At 44.2% G+C, this 22,800-nt stretch carries 29 protein-coding genes; 23 read left to right on the forward strand and 6 right to left on the reverse strand.

The features are described from left to right. Positions 1-140: 140 nt before the first annotated feature. The gene (locus tag L7H18_03005; GenBank protein UMX47394.1) at positions 141-497 is read right to left on the reverse strand and encodes a hypothetical protein; all 357 of its coding nucleotides are present in this window, start codon (positions 495-497) and stop codon (positions 141-143) included. A gap of 73 nt (positions 498-570) precedes the next feature. After that, positions 571-1,989, reverse strand: a complete 1,419-nt coding sequence (locus L7H18_03010; protein ID UMX47395.1) for an aminopeptidase — start codon at positions 1,987-1,989, stop codon at positions 571-573. 56 nt (positions 1,990-2,045) lie between these two features. On the opposite strand from L7H18_03010, the gene L7H18_03015 reads away from it, so the two are divergent. Both L7H18_03015 and L7H18_03020 read left to right on the forward strand, forming a co-directional pair. Continuing rightward, entirely contained in the window at positions 2,046-3,125 is a 1,080-nt protein-coding gene (locus L7H18_03015) for a Xaa-Pro peptidase family protein (GenBank protein UMX47396.1), read from the forward strand. 12 nt (positions 3,126-3,137) lie between these two features. Continuing rightward, entirely contained in the window at positions 3,138-3,701 is a 564-nt protein-coding gene (locus tag L7H18_03020; protein UMX47397.1) for a hypothetical protein, read from the forward strand. A gap of 29 nt (positions 3,702-3,730) precedes the next feature. On the opposite strand, the gene L7H18_03025 is transcribed toward L7H18_03020, so the two are convergent. Beyond that, positions 3,731-4,378 (reverse strand): hypothetical protein, encoded by a 648-nt coding sequence (locus L7H18_03025; protein ID UMX47398.1) that lies wholly within the window; start codon positions 4,376-4,378, stop codon positions 3,731-3,733. A 107-nt stretch (positions 4,379-4,485) separates the two neighbouring features. Between L7H18_03025 and xseA the strand changes: the two genes are divergently transcribed. Then, complete coding sequence (gene xseA / locus L7H18_03030) at positions 4,486-5,751, forward strand: exodeoxyribonuclease VII large subunit (protein UMX47399.1); 1,266 nt, start codon at positions 4,486-4,488, stop codon at positions 5,749-5,751. After that, complete coding sequence (locus tag L7H18_03035) at positions 5,696-5,932, forward strand: hypothetical protein (GenBank protein ID UMX47400.1); 237 nt, start codon at positions 5,696-5,698, stop codon at positions 5,930-5,932. Before xseA ends, L7H18_03035 begins: the two co-directional genes overlap by 56 nt. A gap of 295 nt (positions 5,933-6,227) precedes the next feature. On the opposite strand, the gene L7H18_03040 is transcribed toward L7H18_03035, so the two are convergent. Beyond that, complete coding sequence (locus tag L7H18_03040; protein UMX47401.1) at positions 6,228-6,563, reverse strand: hypothetical protein; 336 nt, start codon at positions 6,561-6,563, stop codon at positions 6,228-6,230. 126 nt (positions 6,564-6,689) lie between these two features. On the opposite strand from L7H18_03040, the gene L7H18_03045 reads away from it, so the two are divergent. The 3 genes from L7H18_03045 to L7H18_03055 all read left to right on the forward strand — a co-directional run bounded on the left by L7H18_03045 (position 6,690) and on the right by L7H18_03055 (position 10,288). Then, on the forward strand, positions 6,690-7,898 hold the full coding sequence (locus L7H18_03045; protein UMX47402.1) for a S41 family peptidase: 1,209 nt from the start codon (positions 6,690-6,692) through the stop codon (positions 7,896-7,898). A 151-nt stretch (positions 7,899-8,049) separates the two neighbouring features. Then, positions 8,050-8,493, forward strand: coding sequence for a 50S ribosomal protein L9 (gene rplI, locus L7H18_03050; protein ID UMX47403.1), 444 nt, complete (start codon positions 8,050-8,052; stop codon positions 8,491-8,493). A 169-nt stretch (positions 8,494-8,662) separates the two neighbouring features. After that, positions 8,663-10,288: a CTP synthase gene (locus tag L7H18_03055; protein UMX47404.1), complete on the forward strand. Its 1,626-nt coding sequence runs from the start codon at positions 8,663-8,665 to the stop codon at positions 10,286-10,288. A 226-nt stretch (positions 10,289-10,514) separates the two neighbouring features. Here the strand turns inward: L7H18_03055 and L7H18_03060 are convergent, their stop codons facing one another. Then, positions 10,515-10,799: a bL27 family ribosomal protein gene (locus tag L7H18_03060; protein UMX47405.1), complete on the reverse strand. Its 285-nt coding sequence runs from the start codon at positions 10,797-10,799 to the stop codon at positions 10,515-10,517. 281 nt (positions 10,800-11,080) lie between these two features. After that, positions 11,081-11,245 carry a hypothetical protein gene (locus L7H18_03065; GenBank protein UMX47406.1) on the reverse strand — a complete coding sequence of 55 codons (165 nt, stop codon included), beginning with the start codon at positions 11,243-11,245 and terminating at the stop codon, positions 11,081-11,083. Positions 11,246-11,342: 97 nt separating this feature from the next. Here L7H18_03065 and L7H18_03070 point away from each other — a divergent pair, with 97 nt between their 5' ends. From L7H18_03070 to L7H18_03145, 16 genes are all read left to right on the forward strand, one after another. Then, positions 11,343-12,329: an IS30 family transposase gene (locus tag L7H18_03070; GenBank protein UMX47407.1), complete on the forward strand. Its 987-nt coding sequence runs from the start codon at positions 11,343-11,345 to the stop codon at positions 12,327-12,329. Between the two features lie 136 nt (positions 12,330-12,465). Next, entirely contained in the window at positions 12,466-13,467 is a 1,002-nt protein-coding gene (locus L7H18_03075) for an NAD(P)-binding protein (GenBank protein UMX47408.1), read from the forward strand. A 7-nt stretch (positions 13,468-13,474) separates the two neighbouring features. Continuing rightward, positions 13,475-14,158, forward strand: coding sequence for a polyprenyl diphosphate synthase (gene uppS / locus L7H18_03080; GenBank protein UMX47409.1), 684 nt, complete (start codon positions 13,475-13,477; stop codon positions 14,156-14,158). 9 nt (positions 14,159-14,167) lie between these two features. After that, positions 14,168-14,950: an isopentenyl phosphate kinase gene (locus L7H18_03085; GenBank protein ID UMX47410.1), complete on the forward strand. Its 783-nt coding sequence runs from the start codon at positions 14,168-14,170 to the stop codon at positions 14,948-14,950. Between the two features lies 1 nt (position 14,951). After that, entirely contained in the window at positions 14,952-15,293 is a 342-nt protein-coding gene (locus L7H18_03090) for a cupin domain-containing protein (protein UMX47411.1), read from the forward strand. A gap of 182 nt (positions 15,294-15,475) precedes the next feature. Then, on the forward strand, positions 15,476-16,135 hold the full coding sequence (radC, locus tag L7H18_03095; protein ID UMX47412.1) for a DNA repair protein RadC: 660 nt from the start codon (positions 15,476-15,478) through the stop codon (positions 16,133-16,135). Positions 16,136-16,180: 45 nt separating this feature from the next. Beyond that, positions 16,181-16,516 (forward strand): type II toxin-antitoxin system Phd/YefM family antitoxin, encoded by a 336-nt coding sequence (locus L7H18_03100; GenBank protein ID UMX47413.1) that lies wholly within the window; start codon positions 16,181-16,183, stop codon positions 16,514-16,516. Then, positions 16,506-16,763, forward strand: coding sequence for a type II toxin-antitoxin system RelE/ParE family toxin (locus L7H18_03105; protein UMX47414.1), 258 nt, complete (start codon positions 16,506-16,508; stop codon positions 16,761-16,763). The genes L7H18_03100 and L7H18_03105 overlap by 11 nt, the downstream gene beginning before the upstream one ends. A gap of 11 nt (positions 16,764-16,774) precedes the next feature. Next, positions 16,775-17,044 (forward strand): hypothetical protein, encoded by a 270-nt coding sequence (locus L7H18_03110; protein ID UMX47415.1) that lies wholly within the window; start codon positions 16,775-16,777, stop codon positions 17,042-17,044. A 78-nt stretch (positions 17,045-17,122) separates the two neighbouring features. Next, positions 17,123-17,455, forward strand: a complete 333-nt coding sequence (locus L7H18_03115) for a phage holin family protein (protein UMX47416.1) — start codon at positions 17,123-17,125, stop codon at positions 17,453-17,455. A 207-nt stretch (positions 17,456-17,662) separates the two neighbouring features. Then, entirely contained in the window at positions 17,663-18,508 is an 846-nt protein-coding gene (locus L7H18_03120; GenBank protein ID UMX47417.1) for a serine hydrolase, read from the forward strand. A gap of 180 nt (positions 18,509-18,688) precedes the next feature. After that, positions 18,689-19,207 carry a hypothetical protein gene (locus L7H18_03125; protein UMX47418.1) on the forward strand — a complete coding sequence of 173 codons (519 nt, stop codon included), beginning with the start codon at positions 18,689-18,691 and terminating at the stop codon, positions 19,205-19,207. Positions 19,208-19,277: 70 nt separating this feature from the next. Continuing rightward, positions 19,278-20,855, forward strand: a complete 1,578-nt coding sequence (locus L7H18_03130) for a type I restriction-modification system subunit M (protein UMX47419.1) — start codon at positions 19,278-19,280, stop codon at positions 20,853-20,855. A gap of 1 nt (position 20,856) precedes the next feature. Further along, entirely contained in the window at positions 20,857-21,486 is a 630-nt protein-coding gene (locus L7H18_03135) for a DUF3800 domain-containing protein (protein ID UMX47420.1), read from the forward strand. Continuing rightward, the gene (locus L7H18_03140) at positions 21,474-21,623 is read left to right on the forward strand and encodes a hypothetical protein (GenBank protein UMX47421.1); all 150 of its coding nucleotides are present in this window, start codon (positions 21,474-21,476) and stop codon (positions 21,621-21,623) included. Before L7H18_03135 ends, L7H18_03140 begins: the two co-directional genes overlap by 13 nt. A gap of 7 nt (positions 21,624-21,630) precedes the next feature. Next, entirely contained in the window at positions 21,631-22,797 is a 1,167-nt protein-coding gene (locus L7H18_03145; GenBank protein UMX47422.1) for a restriction endonuclease subunit S, read from the forward strand. Positions 22,798-22,800: the final 3 nt, after the last annotated feature.

Here is a 22,800-nt window from a genome sequence, read left to right on the forward strand (position 1 = left end):
GGCTTTGCCCCGGGGTGCACCAAGAGGATTCCAAAGGGGTGCCCCCTTTGGTCGTCGTGCGGGGTTCATACCCCGCACGACGAAATACATTTGAAAAATATATTTTTGATTTTTTGCCGAACGGCATCAAATGTATTGTTTCAGGAAATTATTTTGATGCCGATTTCGGCAATCTTAAATCCCGCGTAGACCATAAACGCGGCAAACATTGACCAAACGATCACATTGAGCAATTTAGCGATTTCTTGCGCCGGCAAAAGATTCGCCACCGCTTCTTGCGTTGCTTGACTCATCGCTAATTGCATTTGCGCCTCAACATTGAGGTTGGCGGTATCAGGAGATTGTGATTTTGCCGTTCCGCGGTTTTCTCCAAAATTAAACACCGGCGGAAAATCCGCCTTGGCGGTGAAATAACGATACGAAGTATTCACCGTCCAAGCAATCACCGCCAAACCGACAGCCAGCAAAACCCAACCGATTATTTTTTTAGCATTCATGAACAAAAGCTGTTGAAATCGAATATCAACAGCTTACCAATAGCTTGTTGATATTCGATTTCAACACGCCATATTATTTACTTTCAAAGAAGGCTTTATAAGCCAAGTAAGCCGAATATATATCGGCCTTGCTGGCGATCTCAAACGGCGCGTGCATTGAAAGCAGGGGAACGCCGATATCGATGATATCCATATTCAACCGCGCCAAATACATTGCCACGGTACCCCCGCCGCCGATATCCACCTTGCCCATGCCGCCGATTTGCCAATTAATATCGTTTTCATTGAAAATTTTCCTGACAAAGCCGACAAATTCGGCCGTCGCTTCGCTGGTATCGTATTTTCCGCGATAACCGCTATGTTTTTCAATCGCGACCCCCGCGCCAATTTTCGCCGTATTGGCCGCGTCAAAAACATCGGCGTAGTCGGGATCAAAACCAACCGTAACATCGGCGGAAATCGCCCTTGTTTTCACGAAAACATCGCGCAAAACATTTTCATCATGATTGCCGGTTTCCAAATAAATCAATTCGCTCACAAAATCGGAAATATAATTTGAATTCGCTCCCGTGGCGCCTTCGCTGCCTATTTCTTCCTTATCGGAAAGAACGACAATCGTCGCGTATTCATTATTTTCGGATTCAAACAACGACTTCACCGCGCCATAAGCGCACACCCGGTCGTCCTGTCCATACGCGGCGATCAAGCTGCGGTCGAAACCAAGGTCGCGCGCCATGCCTTGCGGCACCAGCTCCAAATCCGCGGAAACAAAATCTTCTTCGGAGATACCGTATTTTTCATTTAAAAGTTTTAATAATCGGATTTTCACTGGTTCTTTGTCATCCTTGTTTTTTGAACCCAAACTGCCCGCGACGATATTCAGAGTTTCGGCCGGAACCGCTTCATCGAGTTTCTTTTCATATTGCAATTTGGCAAGATGCGGTAATAAATCCGTGATCATAAAAATCGGATCCTCCGGTTTATCGCCAATCGCAATTTCGATCGCGCTTCCATCCTGTTTTATAATCGTTCCATACATCGCCAAAGGCAAAGCCGTCCATTGATATTTTTTAATACCGCCGTAGTAATGGGTTTTTAAAAACGCCATATGCTCTCCCTCGAATAATGGCCTGACTTTCAAATCCAATCGGGGCGAATCGATGTGCGCCATGATCATGCGCGCGCCTTCTCTAACCGGTTTTTTGCCGGGTTTTGCCAAAATTATGGCTTTGCCGCGATTGATTGAATAGACCGGAGCGTTGAAACCTTTTTGTTTGACTTCGCCAATATGTTCCAACTTTTTGAAACCATTTTCGATCGCTTGGACTTCGGCGATCTTAACCGCCAAGCGTTCGGTTTTGGCCGCGCTTAAAAATTCCTTGTAACCTTCGCAGAAATCAAACGCTTTTTTCGTAGTGGCATCATCCCAGATATCAAAAGCGAATTTCTTTTCAAACATCAAATTAGGCTCGTTTTGTTCATTTTTATCCATAGTTGTGGTAATGTATTATTATTCAAAATAGCTTATTTGGCTTAAAAAGTAAATTTATGAACGACAGAATAAAAGAATTGCAAAAATTTATCGATTCGGAAAAATTAGACGCAATGATTGTCACCAACCCGGTCAATATCTTTTATCTGACCGGAGTGAACAATTTTGACAGCGAAAAAGGTTTTTTGATGGTGGTTTTCAAAAATAAATATCGGTTGATTTCATCGCTATTTTATCAAAACCGGATCTGTGGAGTAATTCCAAACGCGAACGCGGTTTATGTGCCGCGCGGCGAATCGATTTCGGAATATATGCTAAAGGAATTTGGCGATGAAGCCGCCATTGGTTTCGAGCGGGAAGATTTGTCATTCGCCCGATACGAATTATTCAAAAAAGTCTTGCGCGGTAAAAAACTGATCCCGGTTTCCAGCGCGATTGAAAAATTCCGGCAAATAAAAACCGACGACGAAATATCGCTCATAAAAAAAGCCGCCGCGATCACCGACAAAACTTTCGCCCAATTGTTGAAATCAATCAAACCCGGCGTTACCGAACTGTTTTTAAAAAGAAAAGTTCTGGAAATTATGCAGGATTTGGGAGCGCAAGGATGCTCGTTTGACCCGATTGTGGCAAGCGGAAAAAATTCCGCGGATCCGCATTATGAAGGGTCGAATAAAAAAATAAAGATCGGGGAAATGATCGTGATTGATATTGGCGCGCGGTACAAAAATTACAACGCGGATATGACGCGCATGGTATTCACGGGCAAAGCGTCGCAAAAGTACATAAATATGTACAACATTGTTTTGGAAACCCAAGAAAAATCATTGGAAGAATGCAAACCCGGTGCCTCGCCAAAACAGGTTTTTGACAACTGTGTTGAAAATTTCAAAAAATATGGCGAAGACCGATTTTTCACGCACGGGTTGGGGCATGGCGTGGGCATCGATATCCACGAATTGCCGAATTTAAGCCCGGCGGGAACCGGTGGATTTGAGAACGGAATGGTGTTCACCGTGGAGCCGGGGCTTTATCATCTCGGCTGGGGCGGCATCCGCGTTGAAGATTTGTGCGCGATACAAAACGGCAAATGCGCCATATTAAGCAAAACGCCGAAAAATCTCATTGAAATATAATTAAAATAACATATGAAAAAAGCGATTCTGATTGTTCTGGCGATAATGATCGCGGGCGAACTGGGCTATCTTTATTATCGGATGAAAACCACCGAATTCCAGCCCGACGACAAGTTGTTGGATGTTCTGCCCAAAACCGCGGAAGAGAATCCAACCGCGACTACGCCTATTGGCGAAAACGCGGAAAATTCAACCGGCGCGGCGACAAGCACATTGAGCGAAGCCGACAAAAAAATAAAAACTTTTGAAGAATGCGTCTACGCGGGCAAGCCGGTCAGCGGACAAAAGCCTCATCGCCAATGCAAAGTTGCCGACAATTTGACTTTTATCGAGATTGAATCCTGCGAAACGCCCACGGGAGAATCAATGGATTTCTACACCGCCCAACGCATCTTCGACTCCAGCCAGTGCGCGATCGAAGGCAGCGCCGATAGCGATCCTTATTGCAATCCGAACACCGGCGCTTGGTGGATCGACATTTTGACATACCGCAAAGGCTGCGACCCGGCCTGCGTCATCGACATTAAAACCAAAAAAGCCGAAGTCAACTGGCGCTGCACCGGCGCGCAACCATAGGATCATACGATCATAAGATCATAAAAACATTAAAATCGCGCCGGTTGGCGCGATTTTTCGTACAAAATGCAACCCCTCACTGGGGAGCAAATTTGTTGAGGTTTGACCTCGAGAATTTGTATTTTGAGGTCAATCCTCAACAAATTTACGGTAAGGGCTGGCGCGAATTTGAAGGTCAAACCTCTCGCAAGCCGAGGATTGACCTCCAAATGCGCTATTTTTACTTCCCAGTAAGTGGTTACTACAAAATTATTTGACAAATTATATGTTTTAGTATTAAATATAAACGGAGTCTTTAATAACAATGGAGGAATTAAAATACTAGAAACTCTTTCAGACGACAACCTGATGCAACTAGGATCGTTTCTAATAATTGAAATCGCAATAACCGTATTATCGATCGTAACATTGATCGCAACGGACAAGCGATTTGAACAAAAACACGATAAAGCATACGCAGCACTTTTTTCAATTGTGTTTGCAATCGGAATCGGTTTTGCGGACACGGTTGTCGCAACATATGGTTTTGAAATGATTAAAGACGCAAGCTTTCTAGTCAAAGGTATTTGCATCTTTCCACCAATAGTAATTTGCCTTGTGACGATAGCAATATCTGACAGGTCTGAAGGGAGATGGTCAAAAAAATCTCTATGATCATTCTCCGTTTTTTTATACAAACGCGCCTTTTGCTATGCTATAATATTTAAACAGTGTCAGCCGCCGCGAATTTGTTGAGGATTGACCTCCCAAAGCCGAGGTCAAACCTCCACAAATTCGCTTTGTTATGGAATTTGATAATATTAACCAAAAAAATATTTTTGAAGCCGGACCGGTGACGGTGGCGCAGTTTATTGATCAGCTCAATCGGCTGGTCAAGCCGGTTAGCGTGAAGATCATCGGCGAAGTGAGCGAGGCCAAGGTTGGGCCCACCGGGCATATGTATTTTTCGATGAAGGATGAAAAAAACGCGGCGGTAATGAGTTGCGCGATTTGGCGTTCGCGTTATGAGATGTTTGGCATCCAGCTCAAGATCGGCATGAAAATCATTGCTTCGGGACACGCCGAGATTTACGCTCCCAGCGGCCGGCTGTCGTTTATCTGTGATTCGGTTGAGCTTGCCGGAGAAGGCGCGTTAAAAAAAGAATACGACCGGCTTCTGGCGAAATTGACGAACGAAGGCATATTCGCGATTGAAAAAAAACGAGCGGTGCCAAAATTTGCCCGCCGTATCGGCATTATCACCTCAAAGCAAGGCGCGGTCATTCACGATTTCTTGAACAATATCGGCAAATTCGGTTTCCAAATCGAATTCATCGATTCGCGCGTCGAGGGCCAGCTGGCCGTGGGCGATTTGCTGGCCTCAATCCAAACTTTTAAAAAGCGCGAGATCGATGTTTTGGTGATAATGCGCGGCGGCGGCTCGCTGGAAGCGATGATGGCATTTAATAATGAAACTATCGTTCGCGAAATTGCCGCTTTCCCGGTGCCCGTAATCGCGGGCATCGGCCACGACAAGGATGTGCCATTGGCCGCGATGGCGGCGGATGTCATGACCTCAACCCCAACCGCGGCGGCAAATCTGCTCACTCAATCATGGCAAGAAATCTTCCGCGCGCTGGATCGTTATGAGAACGCGATCATCGGCGGCTATAAAAACGAACTTACCCAAGCACGGTCGCGATTGCGGCAATATGCCGGAATTTTATCCAATTTCAGATATATCCTGCAAAACATCACCCGCAAAATCAACGCGGTAATGGAAAATTCGGTTTTATCGATAAAAAACCGGTTATTGTCGATCAACCAGCAAATTTCATACTTGCGAAACATCATCGAATCGCACAATCCCGAACGCCAATTAAAACTTGGCTATTCGATCGCCAAAATCAACGGAAAAATCCTGAAATCCGCCAGAAACGCCCGGCCCGGGGACGACTTGGATATAATTCTGGCCGATGGTATGATCAATTCAAAAGCAACTAACATTAAATTGCATGGAAACAAAAAAGAAAACCGCCAGCCTGAACGACAATTTAAAACAACTGGCTGAAATTTCCGAATGGTTCGGCGGCCAAAAAGAACTGGATGTGGAAGCCGGCATTGAAAAAGTAAAAATCGCGGCCGAACTCATCAAATCCAGCAAAGAGAAATTGAACAAGCTGGAAAACGAGTTCAAAGAAATCGAAAAGGAATTCGTTGCCGAAGCGGCACCTGAAAATAACGATTTTTGACAAAACGGTTCTATCTGGTAAAATAAAATTGCTTTAAAAAATCTATAACTATAATACGACACCTGACGGGTGGCGTATTTTCTGATCATTAACAAGTTAAAAAGGTGGAGAATGTCAAAAAAAGAATTGATATCATGGGTTTCAAAACATTTTAGTGTTTTGCTTATAATCGCGATCATTTTTGTTTATTTAACAATGATCGCGGTTTCAATTCGTGAATAAATAAACCGAAATATTTCTGTCAAATGATATGATATATAGAAATGTCATAGACCGAAATATTTCGGATCTTTTTTTATCTAATTTGCGCGCCTTCTTTGGCCATATCGTCAACGCGCAAAGGAAAATGGCCGGTTTCGTCGCCCGCGACCAGCATCATGCCTTGGCTCGTGCCTTCGCCCAGCTTGCGCTCGGCGAGATTGACGACGAAAACATATTTCTTGCCGATCAGATCGGAAAAGTTTACGAATTTGCGGATTCCGGCAAAAATCGTGCGCGTGCCGATCTCGATGCCGAAATCGATTTTCATTCCGATCAATTTGTTGCTCCATTGCGGCTCAAAGGCTTCCAGAACCCTGCCCGCGCGCAAATCTAATTTTTCAAAATCACCGAATTCAATAATTGGCTTCATAATATTTTGTTATAATGGAAAGATAATATCACAAAAATACAAAGACCAAAAGGATGCCGGCCGGCGGCGATTGGACTATTTGTTCTTATTGGTGTAAATTGGATTTGTTGTAAAAAAAGAATCGATATGAAATTTTTTGATTTTTCGGAAAACAAAGAAAAGAAGAATTGGAAGCCGTTGATTATTTTTTTGTCCGCCGCGGCAATTTTCGGTATTTTCTACGGCGGATACCTGATGGGAAAATCGGCCAACGCGCCATTATCGCCGGCAAACGCGGATATGACGCTTTTTTGGAAGACATGGAACACCTTGGAAGCCAATTTCGTCGATAAAGAAAAAATCGACCACCAAAAAATGGTCTATGGCGCGATCTCGGGAATGGTGGACTCTCTGGGCGATCCCTACACCGCGTTTTTCAATCCGACCGACACAAAAAAGTTCGCCGAAGACACCGCCGGAGCGTTTGAAGGCGTGGGAATGGAAATCGGCATCAGACAAAAACAGCTGCAAGTCGTAACTCCGCTGGAAAAATCTCCCGCCCAAAAAGCGGGCATACGCGCCGGCGACGCGATTATCAAAATTGACGGCAAATCAACCGTCAATATGACCACCGACGAAGCGGTTGATCTCATCCGCGGCGCGAAAGGCACCGAAGTAACTTTGACGCTTTACCGCGAAGATTGGAAAGAAGCGCGGGATTTCAAACTTATCCGCGAAATGATCCAACTGCCTTCTCTCAAATGGGAAATCAAAAACAACGATGTTGCCTACATTCAGCTCTACCAATTCACCGACAAAGCCAGCAATGATTTCAAAGCCGCGGCCGTAGACATCATCAACAGCCCGGCAAAACGAATCGTGCTTGATCTGCGCAACAATCCGGGAGGATTGCTGGGCGTATCGCAAGATATTGCCGGATGGTTTCTGGAAAAAGGCCGAATTATCACCTATGAAAGATCGAGCAATCCGAACGATGGCAATGAATACAGATCGGAGGGGCCATCGTTATTGTTAAAATACCCGGTGGTTGTGCTTATCAACGAGGGATCGGCTTCAGCGTCGGAAATTCTGGCCGGCGCCCTGCGCGACAACAGGGGAATCCAACTGATCGGCGAAAAATCATTCGGCAAGGGATCGGTGCAACAAGTTATCGGCCTGGATAAAGGTTCCTCGCTGAAAGTCACCGTGGCCAAATGGTATACGCCCAACAACGACCAAATATCGGAAATCGGGCTGACTCCCGATATAGAAATTAAAATCACCGCCGAGGACGAAGCAAAAGCAAAAGACCCGCAATTGGACAAAGCTATTGAAATCGTCAAAACTTTAAGGTAAAATAAAAAATACATTGATGTCGGGGTATTAACACCGCCATCAACCAAAGGATGTTTCCTTTGAAATCCTCATTCTTTTTGTTCCCCGCAGCGAGCTGACGGAGTATAAAAAGAATAAATATCATTAGAAAAACGGATTAAAGAAAACCAATATGAAAGTTATATTATTACAAGATATCGACAAAGTGGGAAAAAAATTTGAAGTCAAAGAAGTCGCGGACGGTTTCGCGAAAAATCACCTATTCCCCAAAAAGCTGGCTCAACCCGCCACGAAAAACGCGTTGATCTTTGCCGAAACGCAAAGGGAAATCGCCGCCAAAATCACCGAAAAGGAATTGCAAGAGACTCAAGCCAAAGCATCGGCAATGGACGGACAGGAGGTGGTAATCACGGTGAATGTGGGCGAGAAAAACCAGCTTTTCGAATCGGTCACGGCGCAAAAAATTGCCGAAAAAATGAAAGAGGATGGATTGGAAATCGACAAAAAACAAATCATCTTGAAAGAACCGCTCAAAGAACTCGGGGAATATCCGGTCAAAATAAGTTTCCCGCACAACCTTGAAGCTGAAATAAAAGTGACAATCGCCGCCGAATAACGGCAATCTTAACGCCCCGCCCAAAGCGGGGCGGTTATAAATTCAAAGTTAAAAAATCAAAATTAAAAATTACAGTTAAAAATTAAAAATGGATAAATTTTAAAATTATTTAATTTTATATTTTGCATTGTAATTTTTAATTTTGATTTTTACATTTTGAATTTGGAATATGGTTAAATACATATTTGTCGCCGGAGGCGTAATGTCATCCATCGGCAAGGGAATTACCACCGCCTCAATCGGCAAAATACTCAAAAGTAACGGTTTTAAGGTTACCGCGATAAAATTCGATCCGTACATCAATGTTGACGCCGGCACGATGAACCCGATTGAACACGGCGAAGTTTTTGTTACCGACGACGGCACCGAGTGCGACCAGGATGTGGGCAATTACGAACGATTTTTGGACGAAAATCTAAGCGCGGCCAACTATGCCACCACCGGCAAGGTTTACCAATCGGTGATTCAACGCGAACGCAATTTGGAATACAACGGCAAATGCGTGGAAGTGGTGCCCGATATTCCCAACGAAGTCATTCGGCGCATTAACAATGCCGCCAAAACTTCAAAGGCGGATTTTGTAATGATTGAAATCGGCGGCACCGTGGGCGAATACCAAAATATGCTTTTCCTGGAAGCCGCGCGGATGCTCAAACTCAAAAACCCCGGAAGCGTACTTTTCTTGCTGGTGGGCTATCTGCCCATTCCGGAAATGGTGGGCGAAATGAAAACCAAACCGATCCAAAGCGCGGTCAAACAAATCAATTCCGCCGGCATCCAGCCCGATTTCATTATCGGCCGCGGAACCCAGCCCTTGGACGAACCGCGCAAACAAAAAATTTCCATATTTTGCAATGTTGATGTCCGCGATGTGATTTCCGCGCCGGACGCGGCGACAATCTACGAAGTGCCGATCACCTTTGCCAACGAACATCTGGGCGACCGGATTTTATCGAAATTCCGCTTGAAATCAAAAGCTAAAAATATGGCCGATTGGAAAAATTTCGTGGATACCGTGCGCAACGCCGCAAAGCCGGTAAAAATCGGCATCGTGGGCAAATATTTCGAATCGGGAAAATTCACCTTGATGGATTCCTATATTTCCGTGATCGAATCAATAAAGCATGCCGCTTGGTTTCATAACCGCAAACCTGAAATCATATGGTTATCATCGGAAAATTACGAGAAAGACTTAAAAAATCTAAAAGAGCTTGACCAATACGACGGGATCATTATTCCGGGAGGATTCGGCAACCGGGGGATTGAAGGCAAAATAAAAGCCATTGAATATTGCCGCGTCAACAAAATTCCTTTTTTGGGATTGTGTCTGGGCATGCAGTTGGCCACCATCGAATTCGCGCGCAATGTTTGCGGACTGAAACGCGCCACCTCAACCGAATTCGATCCCAAAACCGATCAGCCCGTAATCGACCTGATGCCCGAACAAAAGAATCTGATAAAATCCAAAAAAATGGGCGCTTCAATGCGCTTGGGCGCTTATGACTGCCGGCTCAAAAAAGGCACCAAAGCTTTCAACGCTTACGGCAAAACCGAAATGATTTCCGAGCGGCACCGGCATCGCTATGAATTGAACAATGATTACCGCGATGTTTTGGAAGAAAAAGGATTGGTAATCGCCGGAATCAATCCGGAGAAAAATCTGGCCGAAATCATTGAATTGAAAAACCATCCGTTCTTTATGGCGGCTCAATTCCACCCCGAATTCAAATCCCGCCCCCAAAAACCCCATCCGCTGTTCAGAGAGCTGGTTAAAGCGGGAATCGGCAAACAATAATTTTCAATTCTCGAACTCCAATTTTCAATAAACTTTAAACTACGAAATGATTTGTATTTTGGGGTCTATCCCCTGTGTAATCGCAGGGGTTAGACCCCTTTAAAAGTATTTTGAATTTAATGATTTCGTAATTTAAGGAATAAATATTCCAAATTCCAATAAAAATTAGTCAAAACAAAAACACCCATTAAAAGGTGTCTTTTGTTTTAATCTGAAAAGTTAAAAATTATTTTGCCGCTGGAAAAACCTCCGCCACTTTCGCCAATCTTTGCGTGCCATTAAACATTTTCTTGCGGGTTTCGCGGTATTTCACCACGCCCTCGGCAACCGCGTAAAGCGTGTTGTCGCTGCCGGTTTTGACATTTTTTCCGGCGATGATCGATGTGCCGCGCTGGCGCACCAAAATACTGCCGATTTTTGCCGGTTGGCCGTCATAGAGCTTCACGCCCAAATATTTTGGCCGCGGATCTCTTCCCAATTTTGTTCCGCCGGTATTTTTGGTCTTTGCCATAATTTTGTATTTGTATTTTGCATTTCAAAAGGCCGTTCCCCCGCCACGGCGGGGGTGCGACCTTGGCAAACTGCATTTTGTATTTGTTATTTTGCTTCCGCGCAACACCCAAATAATAGCGCAAATCTTGCTTTTTGTCAAAAAAAATAGGGGCGAAATGTCTTACATTAAGCATTTTGCCCCAAAAAAAAGCGATGGAGTCAGAGTTCTTATTCTTCAACCATTGCGCCTAAACGTCCGTAACGGAGGATTAGGGATGATCAAAATTACCTCTAACATACTCACTCTTCTTTTGCTTCGTTGATACGCCTCATGAGGTTGCAGGCATCAATTACAAGATCAAGAACAAAATCTCGATCTTTCATATTTACTCCCGCAAGCTCTAAAATCTTGCTCTCTCTTCTTGCAAAATCGCGCATGATTTTTTGCAAATCAATTGCAACCATTGCAATAAGGAGAGCCCTGCTCTTCTCTCCAGCCGTTTTCTCACCTCCTTTCTCGAAAATTCTCTTTTGAAATGCAACTTCGGTAAAATGAAGTTGTATGAAAAAACAAATCCGCAAAAAACGAAAAAAGAAGCGGCATTTTCGCCATTTGAAGCAAACCGACCGGGATCGAATCGAAGCGCTGTTGAATGCCGGCCACAAACAAGAGGAAGTTGCCAAAATACTTGATTTTGATGCCAGCGCCATCAGCCGGGAGATGAAAAGAAAACGCAAGAACGGCAAATACTCGGCGCTGACCGCCCAGCTGAAAGCAAGAGCGAAAAGATTAAACAGCAAGCATCCGGGAATGAAGGTTGAGCAATATCCGGAGTTAAGGGAACAAATCATCAAAGGGTTGAAAGACCACCGCTCCCCGGATGAGATCGCCGGGCGGATGAAGCGTGAAAAGCAAAACCCGCGGGTCGGCGCCAATGCCATCTACAAATGGCTGTACAGCGCTTGGGGCCAGGCATATTGCCCGCTTCTTTGCACCAAGCGATATCATCCGCGCAAACAGAAAAAGAAAACCAAAAGAGAAATGATTCCTAATCGTATTTCCATCAAAAAGAGGCCAAAGCGAGGAATCCACGCCGAAGGCGATCTGTTTGTTTCGCCGACCAAAACCGGCAGCCAAAACAGCGGCGCAATCATTTGCGTTCCAGCCTCGAAACTGCTTGCCGGCACGATGATTGAAAGCAAAAAACCGGCCGTAATGAGGCTGGCCGTTAAAAGCATGTTGTTGGATTTGAGCATTGATGATCTGACTTTCGACAATGGCATCGAAAACAAAGAGCACGAACAATTCGGATTGCCAGCGTATTTCTGCGACCCTCACAGTCCCTGGCAGAAACCACATGTAGAGAATGGCATCGGGCTTGTCCGCCGGTGGTTTATCCCCAAGAAAACCGATTTGAAAAACATCTCCGAGGAACGATTCCAAGATTGCCTGCATATCCTTAACGGCAAATACCGGAAATCACTGGGATACCGCTCCGCCTACGAAGTTTCGCTGAAACGTGGTATTATACAAAAAATCCCGCGCTGAGCGGGGTGAAAATATTAGGGGAAATTTAAAAGAAAAGTTGCATTTCGCTAGAAAATTTACATCTATCTTGTGTCTTTATTATGCATATTTTTCAATTTTTGTCAAGTTCCATCCATTGCGCTATAATGATTCCATTATGAAGATTGCCATCATCGGCGGGGGAATATGCGGGCTGTATTTGGCCAAGAATCTCGCGCAAAAGGGGAATGAAGTTTTTGTTTTTGAAAAAAAGAAAACCATTGGCAAGCAATGCTGTTCGGGGCTGTTTTCCCAGCGGCTTTTTGATTTTATTCCCGAAGCAAGGCCGCTTTCGACCAATCAAATCAATTCCGCGATAATAAATTTCCCAAAAAAATCGGTAAGGTTGAAATTTCGGCAACCATTCTTTGTGATTGAGCACGATCAGATGGATTTGCTGATGGCCGCGCTTGCCGTTCAAACCGGCGCCCAAATCCGCGTCAACGAAAAAATCGATGCCGGGCGCCTTCACCAAATCAAAACCGAATTCGACCGCGTAATCGGCGCCGACGGCGCGCTTTCGCCCACAAGAAACTACCTGTTAACCGATCGCGTGGGTCCGACCCGCGCAAAAATGCGTGGGTCGGACCCACGCAAAAATGGCGAGCCGAAATTCTGGCTGGGAATCCAGGGGTTGGAGGAAAAAACAGACAATTCGGATTTTGTGGAAACTTGGGCCACAAAAAACGGATTTTTGTGGAAAATTCCGCGCGGAGAAAATATTGAATGGGGGATTATGGAAAAACCGAAAATCGCGCCAAAGCTGTTTGATGAATTTGTGGCGCGAAGAAACCTCAAGCTTGCCCGCTTGAAATCCGCGATCATCCCGCAAGGACTGATCATTCCCGAAAACGAAAAAATTACGCTGTGCGGCGACGCAAGCGGCCTGACAAAACCATGGTCGGGCGGCGGAGTCATCTGGAATTTGACCCAAGCCGACATTCTATTGAAAAATTTTCCAAATTTCCTACAATACAGAAAAGAAGCTTCGCGCTTTTTTAGTTTGAAAATCAGGCTGGGAAAAGCGGCGAAAACTTGCGTTTACGCCGCGGGATTCAATTTTCCGACAATAATTCCCGGCGGCGTCAATCTTGACGGCGATTATCTGATCAAAAAATAGAAAAATAATGGAAAACCAATCAACATTGCCCCGCCACGCGGGGCTGATCACAGATGGAAACCGCCGTTGGGCAAAAGAGCACAACCTGCCATCGTTTGAAGGCCACAACAAAGGATTCGACGCGATAAAAAAAATTATTGAAACGGCCGGCGAAAAGGGCATCGGAATGTTCACCTTTTGGGCTTTTTCCACGGAAAACTGGAACCGCTCAAAAGAAGAAGTGGCTTATCTGATGGACCTTTTCGAGAAATCATTAAGCGACTTTGAAAGAATTTCGGGCAAAAATATACGATTCCGGATTGTCGGGCAAAAGCATCGGTTCAGACAATCGATACAAAGAAAAATTGAAGAAGTTGAGAGATCAACCGCGGATAACAAAGGGATGATCGTTAATATGGGAATGAGTTACGGCGGCCGCGATGAAATAGTACAAGGGATTAAATCAATTATCGAAAAAGGGATAAAACCCGAAGAAATCACCGAGAAAACCATTTCCGACAATCTTTGGTTGCCCGATATTGATTTGATCATCCGCACCGGCGGCGAACTCCGGCTTTCGGGATTTCTCCCATGGCAATCCACCTATGCCGAGCTTTTCTTCGTAAAAAAGTACCTGCCCGACTTCGCTCCGACGGATTTTGACGCGATTCTCGCCGAATACAACCAGCGCCAAAAGCGCTTTGGAAAGTAATTTACACATATGGACCTGACCATAATCAAGATCGGCGGATCGGTGATCACCGACAAAAAAAGCGGCAAACCGAAAATCAACTTCGGAAATATCAACAATATTGCCAAAGTTTTAAAGGATTTCAAGCAACCATACATCCTGATTCACGGTGCCGGATCTTTTGGACATCCTTTGGTTAAAAAAACAGGGATAGATAAAAGCGTGATCAGCGAAACGCAATTGCTGGCCTTTGCCAACACCCAAAAACTGCAAAACCAGCTCAACTGCCTATTCTGCGATGCGCTTATCAAAAAAAATATTCCGGCGTTTCCCGCGCAAGCATCGAGCCACGCGGTTTTGGAACGCGGGCGACTGGTTAAAATGGAAACTGAAGCTATCGCCGGACTGCTTCGATTGAAAATGGTACCTGTTTGCTATGGCGTGCCCGCGCACGACAAATTATGGGGTTCGACGATTCTTTCCGGTGACCAAATCGCGCCTTATCTGGCCAAAAGACTTGGCGCGCATAAAATTATCGAAGTCAGCGATGTGGATGGCATCTTCACCGCCAATCCCAAAACTGACAAAAACGCAAAACTGATCCGTGAAATAAATCTAAGCAATTACAAAGACATCGAAAGATTCCTCTCGGGAAGTTTGGCGGCCGATGTTACCGGCGGCATGAAACAAAAATATCTCGAGCTGGTCGATGCGGCCAAAGTCGGCATTATCTGCCAAATCACTCACTTCAAACATTTAAATGACGCCCTCGCAAACAGGCCCGTGGGTACTATCATCAATCTCAAAAATTAATATGAAAATCGTCAAAAGAAATGAGGCTGTCAAATTCAATCACGGCAAAACCTGCACCGCCAATGAATATCCGGTCGACGATAAAGATATAAATATTGCCATCATCGAACTGAACGGAAGATACCCGGAAAAAGGGTTCGCGATAAACGAAGTGTCGAAAGAATTGGCATACATTATAAAAGGTTCGGGGAAAGTTGTTATCAGCAGCAAAGAAATCGAAGTCGGTGAAGGCGATCTTGTTTTCGTTGAGCCGCAAGAAAAATTCTATTGGGAAGGGAAAATGACGCTTATTATGCCTTGTACCCCAGCTTGGAACCCAGAACAGTATAAAGTCATCGAATAATCCGCAAAAATCAAAAATATATTTTCCAAATGTATTTCGTCGAGCGGGGTATGAACCCCGCACGACGACCAAAGGGGGCACCCCTTTGGAATCCTCTTGGTGCACCCCGGGGCAAAGCCCCGAGGTATTGCACTCAATAAAAAAATGGCGCGCCAAACGCTGTTTTTTGTTATAATAAAATCATGAAAATCAAGGATTTGACAAAAGTTGACCGGCCGCGGGAAAAACTGGAAAAATACGGAACCGCAAAATTGGCGGATTATGAACTGCTGGCGATTTTGCTCGGGTCGGGGATCAAGGGATTGAATGTGATCGCGCTTTCGAAAAGGATATTGAAACTTATTGACAAGGTTGGCATCGATAAAATCACCCTTGAAAACTTGCTTAAAGAACGCGGCCTTGGCAAGGCCAAGGCAATGCAAGTGATCTCGGCCTTGGAATTCGGCAAACGGATCAATTCAGGAGAAAAACCGGAAATTTTGACCGCCGAAGATGTTTGGAAATTGTGCGGTGATTTTCGCGGCTCCAAAAAAGAACATTTTGCGGCGTTTTATCTGGACACGCAAAGCAAACTGATTGAACGCCAGATAATCTCCATCGGCACTTTAAACGCCAGCCTGGTCCACCCCCGCGAAGTCTTTGAACCCGCGGTTGGGTTGCATGCCGCCAACATAATCGTGGCGCACAACCACCCCAGCGGCGTTTTGGAACCCTCCGGCGACGACCTTGCCATCACCAAGCGCCTGTCGGAATCCGGAAAAATCATGGGCATTGCGCTGATTGACCATATCATCATCGCCAACGCCAAATTTTCAAGCTTCAAAAACAAAAATCTGATTTGACAGCGTTTGGGATGTACATTATTATGTACATATAATACAAAATGCATGAATGCCAAAAATACAATATCAATCTCCGAAGCAAGAAAAAGAATCTTTGAAATCGCCAAAGAAGTCCAAAAGCCGGACAAATATTACACCTTGACCGAAAAAGGCAAACCCAAGGCGGTTTTGATGTCGGCCGATGAATTTGACTCGATTATGGAAACAATTGACATATTAAGCGATCCCGATATTCTGGACAGTATAAAGAAAGCGGAGGAAGAATATCGGAAAGGCGAATATAAAACATGGGATGAGTTGAAAATAGATATCGGGGCGAGCAAAGAAATGGAGCCGGCAGCGGTTTGCGAAAATCCGAAAAGAAAATACCATGCGAAATAACTATCGGATTATCGTCCCGAAATCAGTGATTAAAGATATAAATTCAATTCCGCTTCCATGGAAGGAACGCGTAATCAAAGCGATCGATTTGCTGCCGCAAAACCCATTTATGGGTGAAAAATTATGGGGAAAGCTGAAAGGCAAGCGCAAAATCAGGATATATCCTTACCGGATAATTTATGAAATTATCAATAAAAACCGCATAATCTTGATCCTTGAAGCCGGCCACCGCCAAGGCATATATTAATTTTTAAAAATATGTACTCATCTCAAACTGATTGCGGTTCGACAGTAAGTTGCGGAACCGACCTTGATACCGGTTGGTTCGTGAAAGACCTCAACGACCGCGCCGACCGGATCAAACATCTTGAATTTCACATTGAGCACGGCGATTATTTCGCGGTTCTGGCAACCATCATCAATATCGCCCTGAAAGAAAAAGATTTCGACCGCGAGAAAATCTTCAAAAATCTCTTCGACGATCTGGAATATCTGCAAGAAAATTACGACATCGTGAAAAGATTATAAAACGGTCTGGCGCGGTTGCGAGCCAAACGGATTGTTTTTTGCTATAATAAATCCAGAGAATAATAAACATAAAAAAATATGAATATCTTAATCAATTGGCTGGTGATGACGGTCGCGGTTATCGTTTCGGCTTATATTCTGCCCGGGGTTACGCTGTCGGGATTTTGGGCCGCGCTTTTAGTGGCGCTCGTTCTTGGATTGCTGAATGTTTCCATAAAACCTCTGCTTCTAATCCTCACCCTGCCGATCAATATCTTAACTTTGGGATTGTTCACGCTGGTCATCAACGCGCTGATCATTATGATGGCTTCGGCCATTGTCCCGGGTTTCAAGGTTAATGGTTTCTGGTATTCCATGCTTTTCAGCGTCGTGCTTTCGATTGTCTTGTACTTGATAAACAAAGCAAAATAAGGGCGTTGCCGAAGCGACAATGGCAAAATTGTCCGGAATGTCTTTGACCAAAGTTTTTGAAGGTCCGTATCGGGCCGCAGCCCGAAATGCGCCAAAACCTACGGCAAAAATTATGCGGCGCTTTTCGTGTTCGTGTAAATCCGCCGGCTCCCGGCGAACAAATCAATGATTTTAAAAAAGCCCCACATTCCAATTTTTTTGGCAATAATGGCTTTTTTCGGGTATTGCCCGGGAACAATCCAGGCTTTTGATTGGCCGGCCGGCGCGGCGCTGATTCAAAGAATCCAAGTCCTTAAACAAGAAATCTACAACGCAAAAATGCTGATCGTGAGCGCGAAATCAAAGAAACCCAACACCGCCCAAGCCTATCTGGCGATGGATTTAACGAACGGCGCGGCGCTTATGGTAAAAAATCCCGACAAAGCCTATCCGATCGCTTCCACCGCCAAATTGATGACCGCCGTTATCGCCTCGGAAAATATCGATTCCGAAAAAACGATAGCTCTGACCAAGGATATGCTTTCTCCCGAAGGAAGCAGCCCGGCCATTTTTGCCGGCTTAAACATCAGCGCGAAAAATCTTTTGCAAGCCAGCCTGATCCAATCGACCAACGATGCCGCCGAGTCGCTGTCTTATTTCATCGGCCGGGAAAAATTCCTGGCGCTAATGAACCAAAAAGCCAAAGAGATTGGAATGGCGCGCACCTTTTTCGCCGATGTTCACGGATTGGACAAGCAAAATCTCTCCACCGCTCGCGATATGGCCAAGCTTTTAACTTATATCCGCAAAAACAATCCTAAAATTCTGGAAGCCACGAAGAACAATAATTTTTGGCTGCCGGACGCGCAAGGCAAACTGCTCCGGTTTATGAATCTGAATAATTTTTACGGCTTGCCCGAATTTGCGGGCGGGAAAAGCGGCTATTCTCCCGAAGCCCGGCAAACCTTCGCCGGAATTTTCAACATCAACAATAAACCGATCGCCATTGTTTTGCTCCGCTCAACCGATTTTCAATCCGATACATTCAAAATCATCGAACGGCTAAAAAATTGAATATAAAAACAAAAAAATACATTGATGTCGGGGTATTAACCCCGCCATCAACCAAAGGATGTTTCCCTTGACATCCTCATTCTTTTTGTTCCCCGCGGCGAGCTGACGGGGTATAAAAAGAATCAATCGCCGAAAAGGTGATTTTTTGATATAATGCAATTATTATTGATCCAAAAAAACATGAACAAAAAAATAATTTTGCTGACCGCCGCCGCGGTTATTCTCGCCGGAATGCTTTACCTGATACTGAAACCGGACAAAGAAACGCCCGCGAACACTGTTCCGACGCCAAACGAATCGAACGCCAATGGGAAAAACGCGCCGGATTCCAACGCGGCGACCAATTCCGATGCCGCGCAAATCCCGCAAACGCAATCGCCCGGCCAAAACGATCCGACAACAACCACGGTTTGCACTATGGAAGCGAAAATCTGCCCCGACGGTTCCGCGGTCGGCCGCACCGGCCTGAATTGCGAGTTCGCGCCCTGCCCCGAAACAAATTCGCGACAAACTGCTTGCACGGAAGAATCCCGCGAAGGCGATGTATGCAATGAAATTTACTCTCCGGTCTGCGCCACCGTGCGGATCCAATGCGTCAAAGCGCCCTGCAATCCGATTCAACAAACATTCTCCAACGCTTGCATTGCCTGCCACAACCCGCTGGTCTCGGACTATGCAATGGGCGAATGTCCGAAATAGAACCGCCAGCTTGATTATAGTTTGATTTAGTCTTAAAGAATAGGTAAATTAAATTGAATAGCGATAAATAATGAAAACTAAAAAATTACCGCCTAAAACTGAAAATAAGCCGCTAGAAAGCTGGATTTGGGACGCGGCTTGCGCTATTCGCGGGGCTAAAGATGCCGGAAAGTTCAAGGATTACATTTTACCGCTTATTTTTGTTAAGCGGCTTTGCGATGTATTTGACGATGAGGTAAATAAAATCGCCAAAGCCACCGGGTCGCGCAAGGAGGCGCTCAAACGCATTGATGCCGATCATTCGCGGGTGCGTTTCTATTTACCGATTCGCGCCAAAGACCCAAAAACCCAGGATACTTGGAGTGTAATCCGTTCGCTTTCAAATAATATCGGAGAAGAACTAACACGGATCATTCGGGAAATCGCGAGCAATAATTCGGCCCTTGATGGCGTGATTGATTCAGTTGACTACAACGCCACCACTCGAGGCCAGCGGGAGATTGACGACGACCGGCTTTCCAACCTGATTGAAGCAATCAGCCAAAAACGGCTTGGATTGGCGGATGTGGAACCGGATATCATTGGCCGGAGTTATGAATATCTGATTCGCAAATTTGCCGAAGGTTCCGGGCAGTCGGCGGGCGAATTTTACACCCCGCGGGAAGTGGGAATGGTGATGGCAAACATTATGGACCCGGAACCGGGAATGGAAATTTATGATTGCGCCTGCGGATCGGCCGGACTGCTCATCAAATGCGAATTGGCGCTCAAGGAGAAAATGGATAAACTCGGAAAAAAGATATTCGCGCCCCTGCGTTTATATGGCCAAGAGAATATCAGCTCCACTTGGGCAATGGCCAAGATGAACATGGTGATCCACGATATGGAAGGTGAAATAGAACTGGGTGATACTTTTAATAATCCAAAATTCAAAGATGCGAGCGGAAAAGGCATAAAAAAATTTAATCGCTGCGTGGCAAACCCGATGTGGAACCAGCCGGGATTTAACGAAGAAATCTATACCAATGACATTTATGGCCGGTTTCCGGCGGGCAATCCGGGCGGGAAAGGCGACTGGGGCTGGGTTCAACATATTTATTCAAGCTTAAACGATAACGGTCGGGCCGCAATCGTGCTTGATACCGGCGGGGCATCACGTGGCAGCGGCAACGCCAACACCAATAAAGAAAAGGATGTGCGCAAGTGGTTCATTGACCACGATATTATTGAAGGAGTTTTGTATTTGCCCGAAAACCTGTTTTATAACACCACCGCCCCGGGAATTATTATTTTCCTGAATAAAAGCAAACCGGCCAATCTCAAGGATAAAGTATTTTTGATCAATGCCAGCAAAGAATTCAAAAAAGGCGATCCCAAAAATTATCTTGGCGACGATCAAATCAAAAAAATTTCCCAAACATTTAATTCAAAAAAGGAAACTGAAAATTTCAGCAAATTTATCGGCAGAGATGAAATTGCCAAAAACGACTACAATATTTCACCCTCGCGCTACATCAACCTCGGCGGAACAGAGGAATATAAGCCGGTAGAAGAAATTTTAAGCGAACTGGCGATAGTTGAAGCCAAAGCAAAGGAAGCGGATAAAAACTTGAAGAAAGTTTTAAAAGACTTTGGATTTAATAAATAAAATGCTGGTATTTATTGATGAATCAGGAGATCCGGGTTTAAAAATTGACAAGGGATCAAGCAGATTTTTTGTTATCGGCCTTGTAATTTTTGAAGATAACGATGAGGCGGCGGCGTGCGACCAAAGAATTGAATTATTGAAACGCGAACTTGGAAAGCAACCATCAGATGAGTTTCATTTTAAAACCAACCTAAACAGGGTTAAAGAAACTTTCTTGAAAGCAGTTTCACCATATAATTTTTTTTATTATGGGATTGTTATCAATAAAGATCCGAAAAAGTTATATGGGGAGGGATTTAAAAATAAAGAATCGTTTTATAAATATGCCTGCGGATTGGTTTTTGAAAACGCCAAAGAAAAACTGCGCAATTCCATTATAATAATCGATAAAAGCGGTAATCTTGATTTTAGAAACCAACTCGGAAAATATCTGCGAAGAAAAATGAACGGCAAGGATCGAATCATTAAAAAGATAAAAATGCAGCGATCAGAAAGCAACAATTTGCTTCAACTTGCCGATTATATTGCTGGAGTCATTTACCGTTCGGTGAGGAATGAAAGAAAAAAGGCGGATGATTATCGCAAGATAATTGCACACCGCGAGATATATGTTCAAATATGGCCGAAATAATGTCTATAAACGAAAAAACTCCCAAGCCTATTCCTTTCGGAAACGCGGCGATAAACGCCACAATTTGGCCTGGAAGCGATTCCAATTTCAGCATAACCGCTATGCTGGTAATGTCAAGTATAATCATCCACAGTTAAATTCCCTATGAAAACCAAAAATCAAACAAAAAAAGAATGGGAAATAATTTCTTTTCAAAATTGTTTAGAGAGGGTGATAATCGGCAGAGATAGGCAAATTAAGGAAAGGGATTATTTGAAATCGGGAAGTTATCCTATTGTTGATCAAGGCAAGTCAAAAATTGCTGGATTTACAAATGACAAAAATAAAGTAATTTCCGAAATTCAGCCTTTCGTTATTTTTGGCGATCATACGCGAATTATAAAATATATAGACTTTTTAATTGCTTTAGGGGCAGACGGAACGAAAATTATAAAACCAAATAGTCAATTTGATCCTAAATTTTTTTACTACCAACTTCTAAATATCAATATCCCAAGTAAAGGCTACAATCGCCATTATTCAATTTTGAAAGAAAAGAGATTGTCTGTACCAAGTATTTTCGAACAGAAAGTTGTTGCTAATATACTGACAACGGTGCAGGAGGCGATTGCAGGGCAAGAGAAGTTGATTGCCAAGCTCAAAGAATTGAAACAGAGCATGATGCAATTCCTTTTTACGCACGGCACGAAAGGCGAAAAAACCAAAATGACCGAAATTGGCGAGATTCCTGATAGTTGGGCAACAAATAAGATAAGAAAATTTGGTAAAATTGTTACTGGAAATACACCGTCGACAAAAAAATTTGAATATTATGGCGAGCCCTATAAATTAGTATCGCCGGCGGATTTAACAGATGCTTTATTTATCGACACCGCGCATCGTAAAATTACAAAAGAGGGTCTAATGGTTGCGCGATCGGTACCTAAAAATTCGTTATTGGTTGGTTGCATTGGCAATGTAGGAAAAATTGGAATAACCCAGGATGAAATAACGGCATTTAATCAGCAAATAAATGCAATTGCAGTTAACGATGATTTTAATTATTTATTCGTTTACTATCTTTTGATTTTTTATCGTGAAATTCTTGAAAGTAAATCAGCAAAGGTTACACTTCCAATTTTGAATAAATCCAATTTTGAAGAAATAGAATTTTATACGCCCGATATCGTAGAACAAGAAAAAATCGCTGATATTTTATATTCAATTGATAAAAAAATTGAAACTATTCAAAATAGATTATCCGCTTATCAGAATCTTTTTAAAACCCTTCTCCACGAACTAATGAGCGGCGACCGGAAGGTAAATTTTTAAATT

The organism is Candidatus Nealsonbacteria bacterium DGGOD1a (genome assembly GCA_022530585.1).
Lineage (GTDB): Bacteria > Patescibacteriota > Minisyncoccia > Minisyncoccales > UBA5738 > UBA5738.